This window comes from Erythrobacter sp. (genome assembly GCA_019739335.1).
Classification (GTDB): domain Bacteria; phylum Pseudomonadota; class Alphaproteobacteria; order Sphingomonadales; family Sphingomonadaceae; genus Alteraurantiacibacter.
Genome location: CP073261.1, coordinates 2,949,330 through 2,970,800 on the forward strand (window position 1 = coordinate 2,949,330; position 21,471 = coordinate 2,970,800).

Below are 21,471 nucleotides of genomic sequence, written 5' to 3' on the forward strand. Positions count from 1 at the left end.
ATGAGTGATGACCTGTTCGATGCCCTGCCCGCTGGCGGCGGCGATTATGATTCCTCCGCTATCGAGGTGCTGGAAGGGCTGGAGCCCGTTCGCCGCCGCCCCGGCATGTACATCGGCGGGACGGACGAGCGCGCGCTCCACCACCTCGCCGCCGAAGTGCTCGACAATGCGATGGACGAGGCGGTGGCGGGCCACGCGAACCGGATCGAAATGGTGCTGGAGGAAGGCAACCGCCTGACGATCACCGACAATGGCCGAGGGATGCCGGTGGACGAGCACCCGCGTTTTCCCGGCAAGTCGGCGCTTGAAGTCATCATGACCACGCTCCATTCCGGCGGCAAATTCTCCGGCAAGGCCTATGCCACCAGCGGCGGCCTGCACGGCGTGGGGGTGAGCGTGGTCAACGCCCTCTCCAGCTTCACGCGCGTGGAAGTGGCGCGCAACAAGCAGGTATTTGCGCAGGAATTCTCGCGCGGCGTGGCGCAGCGCGGCCTGGCCAAGGTAGGCGATACGCCCAACCGCCGGGGCACCAGCGTCACCTTTGTGCCCGACGAGGAGATTTTCGGAGACCGCCAGTTCAAGCCCGCACGGCTGTTCAAACTGGCGCGGAGCAAGGCCTACCTGTTCGCTGGCGTGGAAATCCGATGGAAATGCGCACCCTCGCTCGCATCCCCTGAGGTGCCCGCGGAGGCAGTGTTCCAGTTCCCCGGCGGGCTGGCCGATCACCTGAAGGAACAGGTGGGGGACCGCGAATGCGTTACCGCCGAATTCTTCACCGGGCGGCAGGATTTCGCGGAAGAACAAGGCCGAGTTGAATGGGCAGTTGCCTGGCCGCTGTGGTCGGACGGATCGACCAGCTGGTACTGCAACACCGTTCCCACTCCCGATGGCGGCACGCATGAAGCCGGCCTGCGCGCCGCGCTCACCCGTGGGCTGCGGGCATTCGGGGAGCTCACGGGGCAGAAGAAGGCCAAGGACCTTACCGCCGACGACGTGATGACCGGCGCGGAAATCATGCTCAGCGTGTTCATCCGCGAGCCGCAATTCCAGAGCCAGACCAAGGACCGGCTCACTTCCCCCGAAGCCACGCGGCTGGTCGAGAACGCCATACGCGACCATTTCGATCACTACCTTGCCGACAACATGGAGCGCGGGCGGGCGCTTCTCGGGTCGGTGATGGAGCGGATGGACGAACGGCTCAAACGCAAGCAGGAGCGCGAGATCAAACGCAAGACCGCCACCAGCGGCAAGAAACTCCGCCTACCCGGCAAGCTCACCGACTGCTCGGGCGACGGTGAAGGCGAGACCGAGCTGTTTATTGTCGAAGGCGACAGCGCCGGTGGCAGCGCCAAGCAGGCGCGCAACCGCAAGACGCAGGCGATCCTGCCGATCCGCGGCAAGATCCTCAATGTCGCCAGCGCCACCGCGGACAAGATCCGCGCGAATTCCGAAATCGCCGACCTTGCGCTGGCGCTGGGCTGCGGGATGCGCAAGGACTGCGACCCGGAGCAGTTGCGTTACGACCGGGTGGTCATCATGACCGACGCCGATGTCGACGGCGCGCATATCGCCACGCTGCTGATGACGTTCTTCTTCCAGGAAATGCCCGAACTGGTGCGGCGCGGGCACCTCTATCTGGCGCAGCCGCCGCTCTACCGGCTGACTGCTGGCAAGGAGAGCCTCTACGCCCGCGATGACGAACACCGCGCGGAGATCGAGGCGAACCAGTTCAAGGGCAAGAAGGTGGACGTCAGCCGCTTCAAGGGTCTGGGCGAAATGAACCCCGGCCAGCTGCGTGAAACCACGATGGACCCGGCGAGCCGCAGCCTCATCCGCATCACCCTTCCCGAGCAACACGAAGCGCGCTTCGCGGTCAAGGAACTGGTCGATCAACTGATGGGCCGCAATCCGGAACACCGCTTCAACTTCATCCAGAACCGCGCGGGCGAAGTGGATCGCGATATGATCGACGCCTGAGCCATTGGAGAACTTGCCGATGAAACGCCTGTTGCTTGCCTCACTGGCCCTCACCCTGATGCCGATGTCTGTTGTCGCGCAGGAATCTCCGGCAGCAGAAGCGCCCGTGCCCATGATCGAACAGCGCGCGGAGGACATCGTCTCGGTGCTGCGCGACGAGATGGCCTACGAGGCGGTCTTCTCGGACGGGTTCCGCACAGCCGTGCCGCAGGCGCAAATGGCGGCGATCACGGCACAGCTTGTGGGCCAGTTCGGCGCGATTATCGGGGTTGAGTCGGTTACCACTGTTACGCCGACAACTGCGCAAATCCGCATCCGGATGGAGCGCGGGATCGCCAGTGGTTCTATCGAACTGGAACCCACCCCGCCCAATCGCGTGTCCGGCTTCTTGCTGACCGGCGTAGAGCCTGTCGACGATAGCGCGCAGTCTGTGATCGATGAAATGGAAACGCTGCCGGGCGAAACCAGCCTGCTGATTACGCGGCTCGATGGATCGCCGCCCGTCGCCGCGCATAATGCCGAATCCCCATTGGCGCTGGGTTCGACTTTCAAGCTCTATGTGCTCTCGGCGCTGGTGCAAGCCATCGCTGCGGGGGAGCACTCCTGGGACGAGGTCGTGCCGCTCACCGAGCGTAGCTATCCCAGCGGGATGATGCAGGAATGGCCACAGGGTGCGCCCGTGACCGTTCATACGCTGGCGACGCTGATGATCTCGATCAGCGACAATACCGCCACCGATCAGTTGATCGCGCTGCTCGGCCGCGATGCAATTGAAGCGGAAGTCGCGGCATCGGGCCATTCCGCGCCCGAACTGATGCGGCCGTTCATGACGACGCGCGAACTGTTCGTGCTCAAGTCCGGCCCTGCCACCGAAATCGCCGCCTTTGCTGCTGCCGATCCGGCAGAGCGGCTTGCTGCGCTCGAAGCGTTAGGCGTGGTGGAGCGGGATGAGACTGCCCTGACAGCGGCTTTCGCAGGCGGACCCAACAACATCGATATCGAATGGTTCGCCTCCGCCCGCGATATCGCCGTCCTGTTTGACCGCCTGCGCGCTGACGAGACGGCGCTCGGCATTTTGGGCGTCAGCCCGTCGATGTCGGATGCCGCGCGGGATAGCTGGGCCTATGCGGGCTACAAGGGCGGATCCGAACCCGGCGTGCTCAATCTCAGCTGGCTGTTGCAAGGCGATGACGGGGTGTGGCGGGTGGTCACGCTGGGCTGGAACAATCCCGCTGCCAGCATCGACCAGCAGCGCTTCGAATTCCTCGCCATGCGAGCTGTGGCGCTGGCGCGATAGATCGCGCTGGTCTAGCATGGCCGGGAACTGAGCAGCGGCGGGGCATCATGGCGGACATTTCCGAAGGACCAAAGCCACCGCGTAAATCGCTCGAACCCGGTCGCGTCCTCAACAACAATTACCGCCTTCTCAAACGCATTGGCGAAGGCGGCATGGGCTCGGTCTGGCTGGCCGAGAACATCTTCATGGAAGAGGATCACGTCGCCATCAAGGTGATCCGCACCGAGCAGGCCGATGACGACGTTTTCCGGCAGATGTTCGGCAAGGAAGTGAAAGCCATGCTGCGGCTGAACAATCCTCATCTGGTGGCCTACCGCACCTTCGCGCATGATCCGGAGCTGGACCTGAGCTTCATCGTCACCGAATATATCGACGGGCCAAGCCTGAAGTCGCTGATCGGCAATCGTTCCTTCACGCCTACGGAACTGCTTTCGCTGCTGACAGAACTCGCCATCGGTCTGCGCGCGGCGCACAAGGCGGGGATCATCCACCGGGACATCGCGCCCGACAACGTGCTGCTGGAAGGCGGCGACATTTCCCGCCCCAAGATTATCGACTTCGGCATCGTCAAGGATACCGCCGGGGGCGAGACCACCATCATCGGATCGGGTTTTGCGGGCAAATACGGTTTCGTCGCGCCCGAACAGCTGGGCGAGCCGGACTACCCAATCGGACCGTGGACGGACATCTACAGCCTTGGGCTGGTGATCCTGGGTCTGGCGCGCGGCCAATCCATCGCGATGGGCAATACGCCGGGTTCGGCGATCCGGATGCGGCGTGAAGCACCCGATCTCGCGCCGATTGCAGCGCCGATGCGGCCCCTTCTGGCGGATATGCTCGCCTGTCACCCCGATGATCGACTTCGTACGGCGGACGATGTGCTGGCGCGGGCTGAGCCGATATTTGCCGAACTGGCGAACTGGGAGGAAGACGACGAGCTCCTGCCGACCGTTGTCGCACCGACTCCCGCAGCGCCCGTAGGGTTGATGGGCGGTGCCTTGGCACCTGAACCCGCCGAGGACGACGAGATCACCCAAGTCGTCATCGGAACTTCGGCGGTAGAGCCAGCGCAAGCCGAGTACCCCCGAGATGACGCGGAATACGAGGACGAAGAGGATGAGCAGCGCCGTCACCTTCCGCTTGGCTGGATCGCCTCGGGCCTGATCTCAGCGATTGCACTTGCCGTGGCCGCCGGGATGGCGCTTGGAGAATTTGCCAGCCCCTTTGCCGATCAGGGGGACGGTGGACCGGACCTGCCCTCCCCCACCGCCACTGCAAGCGCGCCTCTGCCACTCCCCAGCGAGACAATCCCTCCGCTCGATCTGCCCGAAGCATTACCTGCCATCGCCATCGCCACCTCTGTCGCGCCCGATCCCGGAGCAACGCCCATCGATCCCGATAGTTGGGTACGGCAGGAAGACCTGCCCCGGCAATTGTTCCGCGGCGAAAACGTGCGTGGTATCCTCGCTGCCTATCTCACAATCGTCCCCGATGGCACGGTCTCGCGCTGCACCGTGGGTTCGAGCAGCGAGGTCGAACCCGCCGAAATGCTCCGCCCCTCCGCCGTGGGCATCTGCCGCGCCCTGAGCGAGCGCGCACGGTTCGAACCGTTTGCAGAGGAAGAGCCAAACGCCGAACCTGGCCTGACCATCCACGCGCAACAACAGCAGCGGATCGGCCCCGCGCAGACCGGTCCGGACCAAATCGCAGCCCCGCTTGAGCCGCAATCCCGCGAAGTCTTCGTTCGCGTCGCCTTCCGCACCGCAGTGCCGGCAATCCCTTAGAACTCGCGGGTTATCTTGGCGAACATCTTCTGCACCGCTGGACGCGCGTTGATTTGCTCAATCCAGCGCAGCAGACCGGGGGTATCCTCGGTGTTGACCAGTTCGACGAATCCCTTCTGCATCCCGTTGGCGATGGCGAAATTGCAGATGTCGGCGAGCGAATAGACCCCGCCCGCCAGCCACTCGTTATCGCGCAAATGATCGTCCAGCCGCCGCACGGAAACCGCGATCTTTCGCATCTCTTCATCGAGCAGGTCCTGCGGAAAGCCCTCGCGCGCGCGGCGCCATTTCACCTGCTGCTCGGGGATAGGAATAGTTCTCACCACCTCATCGAACTCTGCATCGGTAAGTCCAGCCACCATCTTGCTGACGTGGCGGTGCCAGCCGATGGTGGAGACGCACCAGCAGAAATACTCGTCCACCCATTTGGTCCAGACGCGCATCTGCGCCACGTCGAAATGGCTTTCGGGGCGGAGCCGGGCCGGGGTGGGATGAGCGTCCTCCAGATACTCGCAGATCACCGTGCTTTCGGTGACGATCTGCCCGTCATCGTCAAGCGCCGGGACTTGCCCCCGCGGATTGATCGCCTTGTACTCGTCCGAAAGGTGCTCGAACCGGGCGGAATTAAGTAGCCGGTGCTCGAATTCCAGCCCCTTTTCGTAGAGCGCCAGGGTGGGTTTCAGCGAATTGGCAGCTGGGCCGAAGCTGTAAAGCGTGAGCATATGGTCCTCCCGTGCGGGCGAGTGCAGGCTCAGTCGCGGGCTGCCCCCAGGTACAGCCAGTCGCCCTTCCCCATCCATTCGCCCAGAATCGCCACCGGTGCAAACAGCGCGGCATAGGCGAGCATCTTCGGGCTGACTCTCCAGCTTGCCGGTGTGCCGAAGTTGTAGGCGAGGTAGATCGAGGTATGGCGTGCGCCCCCGACGGCGAACCCAGCCTTTTCGACCATCGCCGATAGCGTCGCTTGCGAGAACTGGAACAGGTGGTGCGGCGGTTCCGGATGGGGCCAGTAATCGAGCCGATTGGCCAGCTTCTGCGACAGGCGCGGGAACAGCCCGTCGATGTCGGGTGTCGATTGCAGCAGCAGCCCACCGGGCTTGAGCAGGCGATGAATCGCCCGCAGTTCGCCGAGCGGATCGGGCAGGTGTTCGATCACGTCGAACAGGGTGATGATGTCGAAGCTCGCTTCGGCATAGCCGGCGTCACGCCAGTCACCCTGATGGACCTCCAGCCCGAAATGCTCGCGGGCGAAAGTGGCGGTTTCGGGAGAGAGTTCGGCACCGAATGGTGCCATGCCTGCCGCCCGAGCCTCGTCGAGAAAGATGCCCGACGAGCAGCCGATGTCGAGCACGCGCAAGCCTTTGGCCTGTGGGCGGAACTTCCGAAGCATGTCCATATGTTGGCGGGCGACAAGCCGCTGGCGGGCAAACTGCGCGGAGCCGGTATCGAGCAACTGGTCGTGGTAGGAAGAACTCGCAGTGTAGAACGCCTTGATCCCCTCCGCGTCGGGCGGATTGGCGATATAGGCTAGGTGGCAGTCACTGCACTGGACCAGCCGATAGCCGCGCTTGGTGAAGAGCGGAAAGCTTTGCCGGGAACCGCAGAGACTGCACGCTACCTGGCCCGATGCGGTGGCGTTTTCGAAGGAATATTGCTGGCCCATCGTGTGCAAATGTAGCGAGCAAACGAAAAGGCCGGGTTAATTGCGGGGTGTTTTCCGAACCGCCTCGATCTGGTAAAGTGACGCTTAACCAGGAGGCTCCGCCATGAAGACCACCCTGCCTGTATTCGCACTCATAATTGTCGCGCCGATCATCGTCGCCAATCAGGAAGCGCCACTGGAAACAGAAACGCCGCGGCTGGCGGAAGAGCGCAATTGCACCGACACCATCGAACTTGTTCGGGAGGAACGCGGCCTGCCGCTACTTGATCGCAACACCGCCGATCCCGATGCGCCGATCCTGTTCAAGGCTGTGGACCACAATGTCGATGGTTGTGACGTACTGCTGGTGGGTGACGGCGATGTGCGACCCCTGCCGCGGGTCGATCCCGGAGCGTCGCTGCTGCACCGGGCTCAGTAGAGCAGCAGGTCCGCCACTTCGTCACGCCACTGCGCTTCATCCGGCGCGGCCAGTGCTTCGAGATCGCCCGGCATGGCCGCAGCGTCTTCGACCCATTCGCGCAGGGCCGAGCCACCGTTGATGACATCGATGGCCAGCATCCCCTCGGTATATTCGTATTTGAACTCGCTCCCACGCCAGATCGGATAATCCGGATAGAGCCGCCTGATCGCCTTGAACGCCAACGCCTGCAAGCGCCATGGGCGGAAGGCATCGTGATCGTAGAACGCTCCTTCGGCGTGGATCATCAGCGCGTTGCACAAGTGCCCGGCGTGCTTGTGGAAGGTCGGTTCGAACCAGCACTCGCGCAGGGCACAGCCCGCCAGCCAGTCCGGCGCTAAGCGGCGCATTTCCGCCAGCACCGCCTTGGCATCCAGATCGGGCGCGCCGAACAGCACTTCGAGCGGGCGGGTGGTGCCGCGACCCTCGCTCAAAGTCGCACCTTCGATCATCACCGTCCCGGCATAGGCGCGGGCCATGTTCACATTGGCGGCATTGGGGCTGGGGTTGATCCATATCCGGCTGTCCGGCCATCCGTAGCCGGGGCCCTCGGGCAGCCAGTGGTGCATTTCGATCACCCGGTAATCCACATCCAGACCGAAGTGACGGATGAACCAGTGGCCCATTTCGCCCATCGTCAGCCCGTGGCGCATCGGCATGGGTGCCGCGCCGACGAAGCTTTCGTATCCCGGCAACAGCAGCGTGCCCTCCACCGGGCGGCCGGCGGGGTCGGGGCGGTCCAGCACCCACACGCTTTTGCCATGTTTTGCTGCTTCTTCGAGCAAATAGAGCAAGGTGGTGACAAAGGTATAGATGCGGCAGCCAAGGTCCTGCAGGTCGAACAGGAACACATCCGCGCTGGACATCATCTGCCCGGTAGGGCGGCGCACTTCGCCGTAGAGCGAGAAAATCGGGATGTTGTAATGCGGATTGGTCTCGTCCGCCGTCTCGACCATATTGTCCTGCTTGTCCCCCTTCAGCCCGTGCTGCGGGCCGAAGGCGCTGGTGACGTTGACCCCCGCCGCGATCAGCGCATCGAGGCTGTGGGTCAGGTCCGCTGTCACCGAAGCGGGATGCGCGACCAGCGCCACCCGCTTGCCTTCGAGCGGTTTCCTCAAGTCAGGTTCGGCAAGCAGCCGGTCGATTCCGAATTTCATGCAGCGCGGGTTCGCGCAAGTGCCTTCGTGAAGCAAGCGGGATCGTGAAAATCGGGCTGATCCTTGCTGTGCGAGAGCGCCCAATAGCTTTTGACGCCGCCCACTTCCTCGATAACCGCTGCCAGCCCGATCGCGCAGGGAGCCTCCGGCACCTGCGAACGCGGCAGCGCGGCGTCGAAGATCGCGATCGCCTGCCCCATCCGCATCGCGCAGTCCGGCTCTCTCGCGAAGGGGCGCTGGGTCATGCCCTCGCGGTAATCGGTGAAGTCATAGGCGGCCCAACGCTCCGAAGGCGAGAGATTGAATTCGCAGTAGGCGGGCGTGCCGTCCTTGGGCATCATGAACAGTTCGAAGCAAGTCGTCTGCCAAAGGTTGTCCGCGCGGCCCTTCCCGGCGAATTTGGGGATTATCATCTTGCCGGGGCCGTCGATCCGCCAGCGGACGCGGAGCCAGTTGTCGGTCTGGGAAAGGATGCGCGCTTCCACGCTGCGGACAGCCAGCGGGGGGTGCGCTGGGTGGGCGGCCAGTTCATGCGTTTGCAAGCAAGGTTCCTCGTGCTACGCGCCGCCACCCAGGAAAGAGGCCCCGATACCCCGAAATGACGACGTTCAATTCCGATTTGCTGCGCCTGCTGAATGATCGCGGCTATGTCCACCAGATGACGGATGCAGCGGGACTGGACGCCCTCGCCGCGCGACAGACCGTGCCGGGCTACATCGGCTTCGATGCCACCGCGCCTTCGCTGCACGTGGGATCGCTGGTGCAGATCATGATGCTGCGCCGCCTGCAGCAGACTGGGCACAAGCCGATCGTGCTGATGGGCGGCGGGACCACGCGCATCGGGGATCCGACCGGGCGCGACGAAAGCCGCCAGATGCTTACCGACGCAGCAATCGCGGAAAACATCGCCGGAATCCGCACCGTGTTCGACAAGCTGCTCACTTTCGGTGACGGACCAACCGATGCGGTGATGGTCAACAATCACGACTGGCTGGGGCAGCTCGGCTATATCGAGATGCTGCAGAAGGTCGGCACCCATTTCACCGTCAACCGGATGCTGAGCTTCGACTCGGTGCGGCTGCGGCTGGAACGCGAACAGCCGATGACCTTCCTCGAATTCAACTACATGATCCTGCAAGGCTACGATTTCCGCCATCTGGCGCTGGAAATGGGCGCTCGACTGCAGATGGGCGGCAGCGACCAGTGGGGCAATATCGTCAACGGAGTTGAACTGGGCCGCCGGATGGACGGGATCGAGCTGTTCGGCCTGACCACGCCGCTGCTCACCACCGCAGACGGCGCGAAAATGGGCAAGACTGCCGCAGGGGCGGTGTGGCTCAACGAAGCGCAGCTGCCGTCATACGATTTCTGGCAGTTCTGGCGCAATTCCGACGACCGGGATGTGGGTCGGTTCCTCAAGCTGTTCACCGATCTGCCGCTGGACGAGATCGCCCGGCTCGAAGCGCTCAAGGGTGCCGAGATCAACGCTGCCAAGATCGTGCTGGCGGACGAGGTGACGAAACTGGTGCGGGGCGAGGATGCGGCGAGTTCTGCCCGCACCACTGCCGAGCAGACCTTTGCGGGTGGCGGCCTCGGCGACGACTTGCCGGTGCTGATGATTCCGGCTGAGGGCATTCGCGCAGGAGCAGCGCTGACCGAACTGGGCTTCACCGCCTCAAATGGCGAAGCCAAGCGCAAGATTGCCGAGGGTGCGGTGAAACTGGATGGTGCTGCGGTGGACGACCCGGCGCTGCTCATCCTCCAGCCGGAAGATGGCCACGAACTGCGCCTCAGCCTTGGGAAAAAGCGCCACGCCATACTACGCGCCAGCTAGGCCCAAAGGTTAACTTTACAAAATCTCCATCTATTGTTGCGAAAGGCCGAGTCCGACCAGTGACAAGGAGATTGGCGAGACATGGCAGGGGGCGCTCAACTGTCCGTTACCGATTTGCGGCGGGCATCGCGGCATCCGGTCGATTTTCCCGTAATCGCCGAGCACTTGCTGCACGGTGACGTGCGCCTGCACGTATCGAACATTTCCGCGCACGGATTCATGATCGACAAGGCGGAGAACATCAGTCGCGGGGACCGACTGATCATTCGCTTGCCCCGGCTCGGCCGGATCGAGGCCTATTGCATCTGGCTGGCGGAGGATCGCGCGGGCTTCCAGTTCGAGCGGATCATCCGACTGGACGATTTCCAGGCGATGATTGCAGAGATGCAGCCCAATCCGGCGTTGCGTCGTCGCGGTTAGCCTTTCCGCACAACAACTTTAGCTAACTTGGCAATAGCCCGCCGCGCTGTCATGGCGCGGCGGTGAGCATAGCCGAGTCCATCCCTACCCATCCGTTTCGCGTCGCCAATTTCCGCGCCTACTGGCTCGCCCGGTTGACGATGACGCTCGCGCAGTACGCCATGCTGCTGATCATCGGCTGGCAGACCTACAACCTGGCGCGCGACGGCGGAATGACCGTCGGCGAGGCATCGGGCCAACTGGCGCTGATCGGCTTGCTGCAATTCGTGCCGCTGTTCCTGCTTACGCCGTTCAGTGGACTGGCGGCCGACCGCTTTGATCGTCGCAATCTGGGGCGGCTGATGGTGCTGCTCCAACTGGCCTGCGCGGCGGTGCTCGCGCTGGTGACATGTCGGGAAGGCATCACCCTGCCGGTGCTTTATGCGGTTGCCGTGGTGCTCGGGATAGCCCGCGCCTTTTCCGGACCGGCCTTCTCCGCTCTGGCGCCCAATCTGGTGCCGCCCGCAATCCTACCCAATGCCATCGCGCTTAGTTCCATCGCATGGCAGGTGGGGATGATCGTGGGGCCAGCGGTGGGCGGGGTGCTGTACGAGTTGGTGCCTGCCCTGCCCTATGCCGCATCGGCTGCCCTGTTCGCGGTTTCCATGATTGCGCTGTCCTTCATCGGCCATGTTCCGCGCGGCAGCCCGCGCAGTACCGATCACCCGGTGCGGCAGATTCGCGACGGTCTGGATTATGTCTGGCGCAACAAGATGGTGCTCGGTTCGATCTCGCTCGATCTGTTCGCAGTTTTCCTCGCCGGGGCGACGGCGCTGTTCCCGGTCTATGCCCGCGACATTTTGCACGTAGGCGCGAGCGGGCTGAGCCAGCTTGCAATGGCCCCGGCCATCGGCGCAGCGCTGACGGCGCTGTGGTTTTCGTTCAGCCCGCTGAAGCATAATGTCGGCCCCAAGATGCTATGGTCGGTGGCGATTTTCGGCGCGGCGACGGTCGTGTTCGGCTTCTCTGAATCGATGCCGCTGAGCCTCGCCATGCTGTTCATCATCGGCGCGGCGGACATGTTCAGCGTCTATATCCGCCAGTCGCTTATCCAGCTGCACACGCCGGACGACAAGCGCGGCCGCGTTTCCGCCGTATCGCAGATGACCATCAGCGCCAGCAACGAATTCGGCGATTTTTTCTCCGGCGGGCTCGCTTTCCTGTTCGGCCCGGTCTTTGCCGTAGTTGCGGGGGGCGCAGGTGCCATCGCCACTGTGGCGATCTGGGCGAAAATCTTTCCCGTGCTGCGCACCACAAGGACCTTCGATCCGCCCGAAGACCTGCTAGAAGACTCGCCGACACCTCAGGAACATGAACCTGCCAAGCAAGGGATCTGACGCCATGAAATTCGACAATGTCCTGCAATCGATCGGCAACACGCCCCACATCCGCCTCTCGCGGCTGTTCCCCGATCACGAAGTCTGGGTGAAGAGCGAGCGGGCCAATCCCGGCGGCTCGATCAAGGATCGTATCGCGCTGGCCATGGTCGAAGCGGCGGAAGCATCGGGCGCGTTGCAGCCGGGGGGCACCATCGTGGAGCCGACCAGCGGCAACACCGGAATCGGGCTGGCGATGGTGGCTGCTGTGAAGGGCTACAAACTCGTCCTCGTCATGCCTGAAAGCATGAGCCTCGAACGCCGCCGCCTGATGCTTGCCTATGGCGCCAGCTTCGCACTGACACCGAAGGAAAAGGGCATGAAGGGTGCGCTCGAACGGGCGGCGGAACTGACCGCGGAGATCGACGGCGCGTGGATGCCGCAGCAGTTCGAGAACGCCGCCAACCCCGCAGTCCACGCACGCACCACCGCGCAGGAAATCCTTACCGACTTCGGCGACTCCCCCATCGATGTGATGATCACCGGCGTCGGGACCGGCGGGCACCTCACCGGTTGCGCGGAGGAACTCAAGAAGGTCTGGCCGGGCATGAAGGCCTATGCGGTAGAGCCGGAACTGTCGCCGGTGATTTCCGGCGGCCAGCCCGGCCCGCACCCGATCCAGGGCATCGGCGCGGGGTTCATCCCGGGCAATCTGCACACCCAGTCGATCGACGGCGCGATCAAGGTCGGTGCCGACGCCGCGAAAGAGATGGCCCGCCGCTCCGCCACCGAGGAAGGACTGCTGGTCGGCATTTCCAGCGGCGCGACGCTGGCGGCGATTGCCGCCAAGCTGGGCGACCTGCCTGCCGGAACGCGGGTGATGGGGTTCAATTACGATACCGGCGAGCGCTATCTGTCGGTCCCGGACTTCCTGCCGGCCGAATAGGCCGAGCGCGGTGCAATTCGGGCGCAGGCAATTCGTAGCCGGAGGAGCGGCGGGTTTTCTCGCTGCCTGCGCTCCGGTGGGCACGCTGCGCAGTGCGGGCGCGCTTGTCGGCCCTACTCTGCCCCCATTGAACTTCGATCCCGCGCGGCTGATGCGCGTCACCGTGTGCCTTCGCCCGTTCCGCGCCGCCGGGCCGCGCTTGGAAGCCGAGCGGGTAGGCGAGATGCTGGTGGTGCACAATTACGGCCACGGCGGGTCTGGCTGGTCGCTGAGCTGGGGCTGTGCCGAGGAAGCCGCCGCGCTGGCATTGGCGGGTGAAGCACGGAGCGTGGCTGTGATCGGCGCGGGCGTGATCGGCATGACCACCGCATTGCGCCTCGGCGAAATGGGCGCGCAGGTGACGCTTTACGCTGCCGAGTTCACCCCGGACACCCGCTCCGCCCGTGCTACAGGGGTTTGGTCCCCCTCGAGTCGGATCGGGCTTTCCGACGCGATGGATGCGAGTGCAAATGCCCGCTGGGAAGCTTGGGCGCGGCGATCATGGGTGGTGCATCAGCAGATGCTGGGGCTCTCCGGTGATCCAGTCGAATTCCTCACCCAATACAATCTCTCCGGTGGGGAGGAGCCGGATGTCGATGCGACGCGGCCTTTTGCCCGCCTCGGCGCGCGGTTGCGCGATCTCACCCCCCGCTGGCCCGAACTTGCGGAAGCAACCAATCCCTTCCCCCGGCATACGGTGGTGGCAGGGCAACAGATGGTATTCAACGTGGCGGAATACTCCGGCTGGCTGACCCGGATGCTGCTGCTGCGCGGCGGGCGGATGGTGCGCCGCAACTTTCCCGATCGCGCCGCCGTGCTGGCGCTGGAGGAACCGGTGGTGGTCAACTGCACCGGCTATGGCGCGCGCGAACTGTGGGGCGATACCAGCGTGGTGCCAGTGCGGGGGCAGATCAGCTGGCTGATGCCGCAACCAGAGGCGCGCTATGCCCTCTATTTCGACGCGGTGCAGGCAATCTCGCGGCGCGACGGGCTGGTGGTGCAATATCTCGGCCCCAACGACGACTGGGGCTATGGCGAGGCGGACGAGACGCCCGATCCGGCAGAGACAGCGCGGGCGCTGAGCCGGATGCGGAGTGTGTTTGCATGAGCGGGTTCGAGCAAATTGCCTATGCCGACGATGACACGGCGCTGACCGGCCTGCTCGCCCGCCCCTCTGGAACCCCACGCGCGGCGGTGCTTGTGTTCCCGACGATCATGAACCCCACGCCTGCGGTTGAGGTCAAGGCAAAAGCACTGGCGGAAGCAGGTTATCTCGCATTGGTGGCCGACTTCTACGGCAAGACCCCCGCAAGTTTCGATGAAGCGCGCATGTTCGCGAGCGAGATCCGCGAACCGGTCGAAATTTATCGCCAGCGCCTGCGCGCTGCTCTCCGGGCGCTGGCAACACTGGACGCAGCACAGGGCCTACCAATCTTCATCATCGGCTACTGCATGGGCGGGCAGGCGGCGTTGGAACTGGCGCGCGAGGGTGCGCCTGTCGCGGCGGTGGTGAGTTTCCATGGCCTGCTCGACACCCAGATGCCCGCCGAACCGGGCGCCATCACCGCCCGCGTCCTCGTCTGCCATGGCGATGCCGATCCGATGGTCCCGCGCCCGCAGGTGCTGAAGTTCTGGGAGGAGATGGACCGCGCCGGAGCCTACTGGCACTTCCATTCCTACGCTGGCGTGCGCCACGGCTTCACCAACCCCGCGCCGACCGCGAACCCGGCCACTGCCTATGATGCCAGCGCGGACCGGCAAAGCTGGGCAGCAATGCACGCGCTGTTCGACGAGATACTCGAAAGCTAACCGCCCCGCACGAACGCCTCTTCCGGCATCGCCATCAGGTTGCCCGCCCCTGCCGCAATCCGCCGCCGCAAGGTTGCCGTCAGCGGCAGCGCCGACTCAGCATAGTGCCGCGCGGTAATGACTTTCGCGCGGGTAAAATCGCCCTCCCGCCCTGCGCAAATTGTCGCCATCCGCGCCCACATCCAGCCAACCGACAGCACGCCGATCATCTGCATGAAAGCATAGGCCCCCGCGCCCAGATGGTCCGGATCGCTTGCAGCACCTTGCAGGAGCGACTGCGCCGCTGCTTGCGTATCGGCCAGCGCAATTTCCATCGGTGCCTTGATCCACGCCGGAGCATCGGCAAGGTCTGCCGCGATCATGGCGGCGAAGCGCATGGCCACCTTGCCGCCATCCTTGGCCAGCTTGCGCCCGGCAAGGTCCATCGCCTGCACCCCGTTCGCGCCTTCGTAGATCATCCCGATGCGGGCATCGCGGACGATCTGTTCCATGCCCCATTCCTTGACATAGCCGTGACCGCCAAACAGCTGCTGCATGTCCACCGTGGTCTCGAAGCCGCGATCGGTGCCATAGGCCTTGAGCACGGGCGTTAGGAACGAAACCAGCGCAACGGCTTCTGCCCGCTCCTCCGCAGTTTCTGCGCCGTGCGACCGATCGATCTGCATGGCAGTCCACAGCACCAGCGCTCGAAACCCTTCGGCAAAGGCGCGGGCATCCATTAGCAGGCGGCGCACGTCGGGGTGGACGAGCAGCGAGTCGGCGGGAGCGGCAGGGTCCTTTCGCGGCCCCATTGCGCGGCCCTGCAACCGGTCCGTCGCGTAGGCGGCGGCGCGTTGATAGGCATGTTCGGCATGGGCCAGCCCCTGCACGCCCACTCCCAGCCGCGCGGCGTTCATCATGATGAACATCGCCGCCAGCCCCGCATTTTCCTCGCCCAGCAGCCAGCCAGTGGCATTGTCGAAGGTCATCACGCAGGTGGCCGAGCCGTTGAGCCCCATCTTGTGCTCGATCGATGCGCAGCCGAGCGTGTTGCGCTCGCCATCCGGCAGCACTTTTGGCACAAGGAATAGCGAGATACCGCGCGATCCTGCGGGCGCATCGGGCACGCGGGCGAGCACCAGGTGGACGATGTTTTCGGTCAGATCGTGTTCGCCGCCGGAAATGAAGATCTTCTCGCCCGATAGCGCATAGGTGCCGTTGCCCTGTGGCACGGCCTTGGTGCGCATCAGCCCGAGATCGGTTCCGGCGTGAGCCTCGGTCAGCGCCATCGTCGCCAGCCATTCGCCGGAGACCATCTTGGGCAGGTAGGCGTCCTTGAGATGATCGGACCCGGCCGACATCACCGTGGAGGTCGCGCCGGGGAGGACGCCGGGATACATCATGAAAGCGGGGCAGGCGGAATTCATGTATTCCTCCAGCACCGTTCCCAGCACGTGCGGCATCCCCTGCCCGCCGTACTGTTCCGGCAGGGTCAGCGTATGCCACCCGGCTTCGCACAACTGCGCATAGGCTTCGCGGAACCCTGCGGGCGTCGTTACCGAGCCATCCGGATGGCGCGTGCATCCTTGCGCGTCTGACACCGGATTGAGCGGGGCGAGGACATCGGCGCAGAAGGTGCCCATGCCATCGACGAGCGCCTCCAGCGTTTCGGCATCGAGCGCGTCATAGCCGGGGAGCGCGGTCTCCTCCGGCACCCGCAACACTTCGGTCAGAACGAACATCGTATCGCGCAAGGGCGCGTTCCAGCCAGTCATCAATTGTCTCCCGTCGGGGCCAGCCCGTCACCATCGACCCGCCTGTAGAAGCACGATCGCGCTCCGGTGTGGCACGCAGGCCCAGCGGGGCGAACCTTCAGCACCACGGCATCCTGGTCGCAATCGACCAGCATCGCTTCCACCCGCAGCACATGGCCCGATGTCTCGCCCTTCTTCCACAGCCGCCCACGGCTGCGCGAATGGAAATGCGCCTCCCCGCTCTCGCGAGTCGCGGCCAGAGCCTCGGCATCCATAAAGGCGACCATCAGCACTTCGCCGCTTTCAGCGTGCTGGACGACCGCGCTGAGTAAGCCGGCTGCATCGAATTTGGGGAGGAAGGCTGAGCCCTGCTCCCTGTCCGTATCGTGGAGAGAAGTGGAAATCGGCTTCGCCTTTTCGAATGGGTTAGTCGGTTGCTCTTTGTATACCAGAATGTTGCACGATAATCACAATCGCGAGGCAAATTCTATCACACGTTAGAAAGCGGTTTCACCATCAACCTTTCAGTGGAATGAACGGGTTCCGGCCTGACGAGCCGGCTTTCATTTCGTAGTCACGCAATGTGCCAAGGAATGGGGGGAAAAGGGCAGAGTTCGCCTCGGCCCGATTCATGAGGGTTTGGAACTGCCGCGCTCACTGGGGGGTGGCGCGAGGTTCCAGAGTAATCGTCACGCGAACGCCCGGAGGGAAACCTCCGGGCGTTTTGCTTTTGGAACCAGATCATAAGGCCTCGTCCAGCACGCGGGAAAAGCAGGCGATCCTGACCTTCGCCGCGCCCGCCTTTGTAAGCGCCGCCACGCAAGCACCACTTGTAGCGCCGCTGGTGAGGACGTCGTCCACCAGCAAAACGTTGGCACCCTTGAGCTGCGCGACTCGGCGCGGATGCACGGCAATTGCTCCTTTGAGCGCCTTGGCCCGCTGCATTCGCCCAAGCCCGCCTAGCGTGGGCGTGGCTCTGGTGCGGACCAGCCCATCGACCAGCACCTGCGACCCGGTGAGCTTCGCCACTTCACCCGCGAGCAATGCCGACTGGTTGAACCCACGCCGCCACAGCCGCCAGCGGTGCAAGGGAACCGGTATCGCCAGCCATTCGCCTTCGAGCACCGGCACCCGCGCCGCGATCAGCCGCGCCAGCATCGGCGCGAGGGCGATCCGGCGGCCGTGCTTGTAATTGAGGACCAGTTGCCGCGCGGTGTCGTTGTACAGCGTGCCCGCCGCGATCCCGTCATGTTTGGGCGGACTTTCCATGCACGGGCCGCAGGTCATGCCATCCAGCTCGCTGCCATCGGGAAACGGGCGCTGGCACATGGCGCAGCACGGTTCCCCCGGAATCGCCAGTTTGGCCCAGCAATCGACACACAGCCCCTTCTGCGCCGCCAGTCCTTCTCCGCACAGCGGGCAGCGCGGGGGATAGACAAGGTCCACCAGCGGGGCGAAGGTCTCGGCAAGCAGACGGTTGGCGGGCGAGCTAGTCATTGGGCGGGGCTATGCTGGCGCGGTTGGCGGCGCTAGGCAAGCGCGATGGACAAGCCACCGCCGACGATATTCTCCCGCCGCCAGGCCACTGCAAAGTGGGCGCGGTCACAGCAGCGCAATGCCTGCCACAATGGCACATCGTTCCTGTCGGACGAGATGGCCGAGGATGTGCTCGAACGGCTCGATTTCATCCGGATGCAGCCGAAGCGGGCGCTGTTTGTCGGTGATCTCACTGGCTTGCTCACTTCCACCTTTCACGACCGGAATACCGCGGTCTCTATCGGCCTGCTCGGAGCCTTCGATGAGGAGCGACCCGCCGAAAGGGGCGGATACGATCTTATCGTTCATCTGCGCGGGCTGGGGCATGTCAACGATCTGCCCGGTGCGCTGATCCACGCGCGCCACGCCCTCGCCGAAGACGGGCTGTTCATCGCTGCCTTTCCCGGAGCCGGAAGCCTGCCCGCCCTGCGGCGGATTGCCATGGCGGCTGATGGCGAGCGGGTCGCGCCGCGGATGCATCCGCTGATCGGCAACCAGGCTGCCGCCGCGCTGCTGCAGCGCGCAGGGTTCCGCAAGCAGGTGGTCGACAGCTATCCCATCAACCTGCGCTACGGTGCCTTCTCGACCATGGTCAGTGACCTGCGCGATCATGGGCTGACACGGGCGCTTGCCACTCCTTCGCCGCCGTGGACCAAGGCCGGACTCGCGCGGGCAGAGGCCGAATTCGAAGCCATGCGGGACGCTGAAGGCAAGGTTCCCGAAGTCATCGAGATCCTGGTCATGTCGGGCTGGCGCTAGCCCCGCCCCGCCCGCAAAGCCGCCTGCGCCGCCGCCAGCCTTGCGATCGGCACGCGGTAGGGCGAGGCGCTGACGTAATCGAGGCCGACCTTCTCGCAGAAGGCAATGCTTTCCGGATCGCCGCCGTGTTCGCCGCAGATGCCCAGCTTGATATCGCCGCGAGTCGCGCGCCCGCGCTCCACCGCGATTTCCACCAGCTGCCCCACGCCATCGACATCGAGGCTGACGAAAGGATCGCGCGCGTAGATGCCCTTTTCCACGTACGGCCCCAGGAACCGCCCCGCATCATCGCGCGAAACGCCCAGAGCTGTCTGCGTCAGGTCGTTGGTCCCGAACGAGAAGAACCGCGCTTCCTCAGCGATCTCGCCCGCCATCAAGGCAGCGCGGGGCAGTTCGATCATCGTGCCGACAAGGTATTCAACCCGCGCGCCTTGCTCGGCAAACACCTGCTCGGCCACCCGGTCCACCAGAGCGCGCAGGATCTGCAGTTCCTTGCGCGTCGCCACCAGCGGGATCATCACTTCGGGCACGACCGGATCGCCGCCTTCGGCGGTCACCGTACAGGCGGCCTCGAAAATCGCCCGCGCCTGCATCTCGTAGATTTCGGGGAAAGTGATCCCCAGCCGGCAGCCGCGATGGCCCAGCATCGGGTTGAATTCGTGCAGTTCCCCAGCCCGCCGCTGGAGGTGCTCCATGCTGACGCCAAGCCCCTCGGCCAGCTCCTCGAATTCCTCGTCGCGCGTGGGCATGAATTCGTGCAGCGGCGGATCGAGCAGGCGGATCGTGCAGGGCAGGCCCGCCATGGTACGGAAAATCTCGGCAAAGTCGCCGCGCTGTTCGGGTAGCAGCCGTTCGAGCGCCGCGCGCCGCCCGGCTTCGTCATCGGCAAGGATCATCGCCCGCACCGCGCTGATGCGCCCGGCGTCGAAGAACATGTGCTCGGTCCGGCACAGCCCGATCCCTTCCGCGCCGAAGCCGCGCGCGGTGCGGCAGTCCTCCGGCGTTTCGGCATTGGTGCGCACGCCCATGCGGCGGTGCTTGTCCGCCCAGTCCATCAGCACGCCGAAATCGCCCGCGAGTTCGGGTTCGATGGTGGGAACGAGCCCCGCCATGATTTCACCCTTCGCCCCGTCGAGCGTGATGACATCGCCTTCACGCAGTTCGCGCGAACCGATCCGCAAAGTGCGTTCAGCCAGATTGATCGACACCGCCGAGGCGCCCGAAACGCAAGGCCGCCCCATTCCGCGCGCGACCACCGCCGCGTGTGACGTCATGCCGCCGCGCGCGGTGAGGATACCCTTCGCGGCGTGCATCCCGTGGATATCCTCCGGGCTTGTTTCCACGCGGACGAGAATCACCGCCTCCTCGCGCTTGGCCCACAGTTCCGCCGTATCGGCATCGAGCACGATCTTGCCCGAAGCTGCGCCCGGAGAAGCCGGAAGCCCCTTCGCCAGCACGTCGCGCGGCGCATCGGGATCGAGCGTGGGGTGGAGCAACTGGTCGAGCGCCATCGGATCAACGCGCAGGATCGCGGTTTCCTCGTCGATCAGCCCCTCGCCCACCATGTCCACCGCCATCTTCAGCGCGGCCCTGGCGGTGCGCTTGCCCGAACGGGTTTGCAGCATCCACAGCTTGCCCTGCTGCACGGTGAATTCGATGTCCTGCATGTCCTTATAATGCAGTTCGAGCAGGTCGAACACGCGCGCCAGTTCGGCATAGGCTTCGGGCATGGCTTCTTCCATGCTCGGCAGGTCCGCACCCGCTGCCTCGCGCCGCGCTTTGGTGAGGTATTGCGGGGTGCGGATGCCCGCCACCACGTCCTCGCCCTGCGCGTTCACCAGCCATTCGCCGTAATAGCTGCGCTCGCCGGTCGAGGGATCGCGGGTGAAGGCGACGCCGGTGGCGCTGGTATCGCCCATGTTGCCGAACACCATCGCCTGCACGTTCACCGCCGTGCCCCAATCGCCCGGAATGGAATTCAACCGGCGATAGACCTTGGCCCGCTCGCTGTCCCAGCTGCTGAACACCGCCCCAATCGCGCCCCACAGCTGCTCGTGGACATCCTGCGGGAAGGGTTCGCCGCGTTCGCGCAGCACGATGGCGTTGAATTGGGCGACCAGCTCCTGGAGATCCTCGGTCTCCAGCTCGGTATCGGTGAAGTAGCCGCGATCTTCCTTGGCCACCTCGAGCGCTTCCTCGAACAGCCCGTGATCGAGGCCGAGCACCACGTCCGAATACATCTGGATGAAGCGGCGATAGCTGTCCCAGGCGAAGCGCGGATGGCCGCTCGCCATGGCCAGCCCCTGCACCGTTGCATCGTTGAGGCCGAGATTGAGCACTGTGTCCATCATGCCGGGCATCGATACCCGCGCGCCCGAGCGGACCGAAACCAGCAGCGGGTCCGCCGCGTCGCCGAACCGCTTGCCAACCGTGCGCTCGATATGCGCCATCGCATCGGCAACGTGGCCGCGGAGCTTGTCGGAGAACGCCTCCCCCTGGTTCAGGTAGCGCACCGACTCCTCGGTGGTGATGGTGAAGCCGGGCGGCACCGGCAAGCCAATGCCCGCCATTTCCGCAAGGTTCGCGCCCTTGCCGCCGGTTACGGTCTTGTCCTTCTGGCGCGGGTCGTCGTGCGCTGCGTTTCCGCCGAAGGTGTAGACCGTATTCGTCATATCATCTGCCTAATTATGGAGCACTTGGAGCCC

19 protein-coding genes are annotated in these 21,471 nt (G+C 64.4%); 11 read left to right on the forward strand and 8 right to left on the reverse strand.

The genetic code is table 11. The annotated features are described in order from the left end of the window. From parE to JY451_14465, 3 genes are read left to right on the forward strand one after another with little or no spacing between them, the layout of a single operon-like run. Window positions 1-1,977, forward strand: coding sequence for a DNA topoisomerase IV subunit B (gene parE, locus JY451_14455; GenBank protein QZH74830.1), 1,977 nt, complete (start codon window positions 1-3; stop codon window positions 1,975-1,977). Between the two features lie 19 nt (window positions 1,978-1,996). Then, a complete protein-coding gene (locus tag JY451_14460; GenBank protein QZH74831.1) occupies window positions 1,997-3,274 on the forward strand; it encodes a serine hydrolase in 1,278 nt (425 codons plus the stop codon). Between the two features lie 47 nt (window positions 3,275-3,321). Further along, the gene (locus JY451_14465; protein QZH74832.1) at window positions 3,322-5,058 is read left to right on the forward strand and encodes a protein kinase; all 1,737 of its coding nucleotides are present in this window, start codon (window positions 3,322-3,324) and stop codon (window positions 5,056-5,058) included. On the opposite strand, the gene JY451_14470 is transcribed toward JY451_14465, so the two are convergent. Together JY451_14470 and JY451_14475 are read right to left on the reverse strand one after the other, a co-directional pair. After that, complete coding sequence (locus tag JY451_14470) at window positions 5,055-5,780, reverse strand: glutathione S-transferase family protein (protein QZH74833.1); 726 nt, start codon at window positions 5,778-5,780, stop codon at window positions 5,055-5,057. The two genes, JY451_14465 and JY451_14470, sit on opposite strands and share 4 nt — an antisense overlap. Window positions 5,781-5,809: 29 nt before the next feature. Further along, window positions 5,810-6,721 carry a class I SAM-dependent methyltransferase gene (locus tag JY451_14475; GenBank protein ID QZH74834.1) on the reverse strand — a complete coding sequence of 304 codons (912 nt, stop codon included), beginning with the start codon at window positions 6,719-6,721 and terminating at the stop codon, window positions 5,810-5,812. 103 nt (window positions 6,722-6,824) lie between these two features. Here JY451_14475 and JY451_14480 point away from each other — a divergent pair, with 103 nt between their 5' ends. Next, on the forward strand, window positions 6,825-7,139 hold the full coding sequence (locus tag JY451_14480) for a hypothetical protein (protein ID QZH74835.1): 315 nt from the start codon (window positions 6,825-6,827) through the stop codon (window positions 7,137-7,139). Here the strand turns inward: JY451_14480 and JY451_14485 are convergent. Both JY451_14485 and JY451_14490 read right to left on the reverse strand, forming a co-directional pair. Further along, window positions 7,133-8,335 (reverse strand): DUF1343 domain-containing protein, encoded by a 1,203-nt coding sequence (locus JY451_14485; GenBank protein ID QZH74836.1) that lies wholly within the window; start codon window positions 8,333-8,335, stop codon window positions 7,133-7,135. The two genes, JY451_14480 and JY451_14485, sit on opposite strands and share 7 nt — an antisense overlap. Beyond that, complete coding sequence (locus JY451_14490; protein ID QZH74837.1) at window positions 8,332-8,877, reverse strand: DOMON-like domain-containing protein; 546 nt, start codon at window positions 8,875-8,877, stop codon at window positions 8,332-8,334. The genes JY451_14485 and JY451_14490 overlap by 4 nt, the downstream gene beginning before the upstream one ends. Window positions 8,878-8,933: 56 nt before the next feature. On the opposite strand from JY451_14490, the gene JY451_14495 reads away from it, so the two are divergent. The 6 genes from JY451_14495 to JY451_14520 all read left to right on the forward strand — a co-directional run bounded on the left by JY451_14495 (window position 8,934) and on the right by JY451_14520 (window position 14,738). Next, a complete protein-coding gene (locus JY451_14495; protein ID QZH74838.1) occupies window positions 8,934-10,169 on the forward strand; it encodes a tyrosine--tRNA ligase in 1,236 nt (411 codons plus the stop codon). Window positions 10,170-10,250: 81 nt separating this feature from the next. Further along, window positions 10,251-10,589 carry a PilZ domain-containing protein gene (locus tag JY451_14500; GenBank protein ID QZH74839.1) on the forward strand — a complete coding sequence of 113 codons (339 nt, stop codon included), beginning with the start codon at window positions 10,251-10,253 and terminating at the stop codon, window positions 10,587-10,589. 62 nt (window positions 10,590-10,651) lie between these two features. Then, a complete protein-coding gene (locus JY451_14505) occupies window positions 10,652-11,965 on the forward strand; it encodes an MFS transporter (protein ID QZH74840.1) in 1,314 nt (437 codons plus the stop codon). 4 nt (window positions 11,966-11,969) lie between these two features. Then, entirely contained in the window at window positions 11,970-12,890 is a 921-nt protein-coding gene (cysK, locus tag JY451_14510) for a cysteine synthase A (GenBank protein ID QZH74841.1), read from the forward strand. Window positions 12,891-12,900: 10 nt separating this feature from the next. Further along, on the forward strand, window positions 12,901-14,037 hold the full coding sequence (locus tag JY451_14515) for an FAD-binding oxidoreductase (protein ID QZH74842.1): 1,137 nt from the start codon (window positions 12,901-12,903) through the stop codon (window positions 14,035-14,037). Further along, a complete protein-coding gene (locus JY451_14520; protein ID QZH74843.1) occupies window positions 14,034-14,738 on the forward strand; it encodes a dienelactone hydrolase family protein in 705 nt (234 codons plus the stop codon). Before JY451_14515 ends, JY451_14520 begins: the two co-directional genes overlap by 4 nt. Here the strand turns inward: JY451_14520 and JY451_14525 are convergent. The 3 genes from JY451_14525 to JY451_14535 form a co-directional block, all read right to left on the reverse strand. After that, entirely contained in the window at window positions 14,735-16,492 is a 1,758-nt protein-coding gene (locus tag JY451_14525; GenBank protein ID QZH74844.1) for an acyl-CoA dehydrogenase C-terminal domain-containing protein, read from the reverse strand. The genes JY451_14520 and JY451_14525 overlap by 4 nt on opposite strands. Continuing rightward, window positions 16,492-16,875: a phosphoribosyl-AMP cyclohydrolase gene (hisI, locus tag JY451_14530; protein QZH76750.1), complete on the reverse strand. Its 384-nt coding sequence runs from the start codon at window positions 16,873-16,875 to the stop codon at window positions 16,492-16,494. The genes JY451_14525 and hisI overlap by 1 nt, the downstream gene beginning before the upstream one ends. 337 nt (window positions 16,876-17,212) lie before the next feature. Next, window positions 17,213-17,968: a ComF family protein gene (locus JY451_14535; GenBank protein QZH74845.1), complete on the reverse strand. Its 756-nt coding sequence runs from the start codon at window positions 17,966-17,968 to the stop codon at window positions 17,213-17,215. Between the two features lie 45 nt (window positions 17,969-18,013). Here JY451_14535 and JY451_14540 point away from each other — a divergent pair, with 45 nt between their 5' ends. Then, entirely contained in the window at window positions 18,014-18,766 is a 753-nt protein-coding gene (locus JY451_14540; GenBank protein QZH74846.1) for a methyltransferase domain-containing protein, read from the forward strand. Here the strand turns inward: JY451_14540 and JY451_14545 are convergent. Beyond that, window positions 18,763-21,438 carry a pyruvate, phosphate dikinase gene (locus JY451_14545; protein QZH74847.1) on the reverse strand — a complete coding sequence of 892 codons (2,676 nt, stop codon included), beginning with the start codon at window positions 21,436-21,438 and terminating at the stop codon, window positions 18,763-18,765. The genes JY451_14540 and JY451_14545 overlap by 4 nt on opposite strands. Window positions 21,439-21,471: the final 33 nt, after the last annotated feature.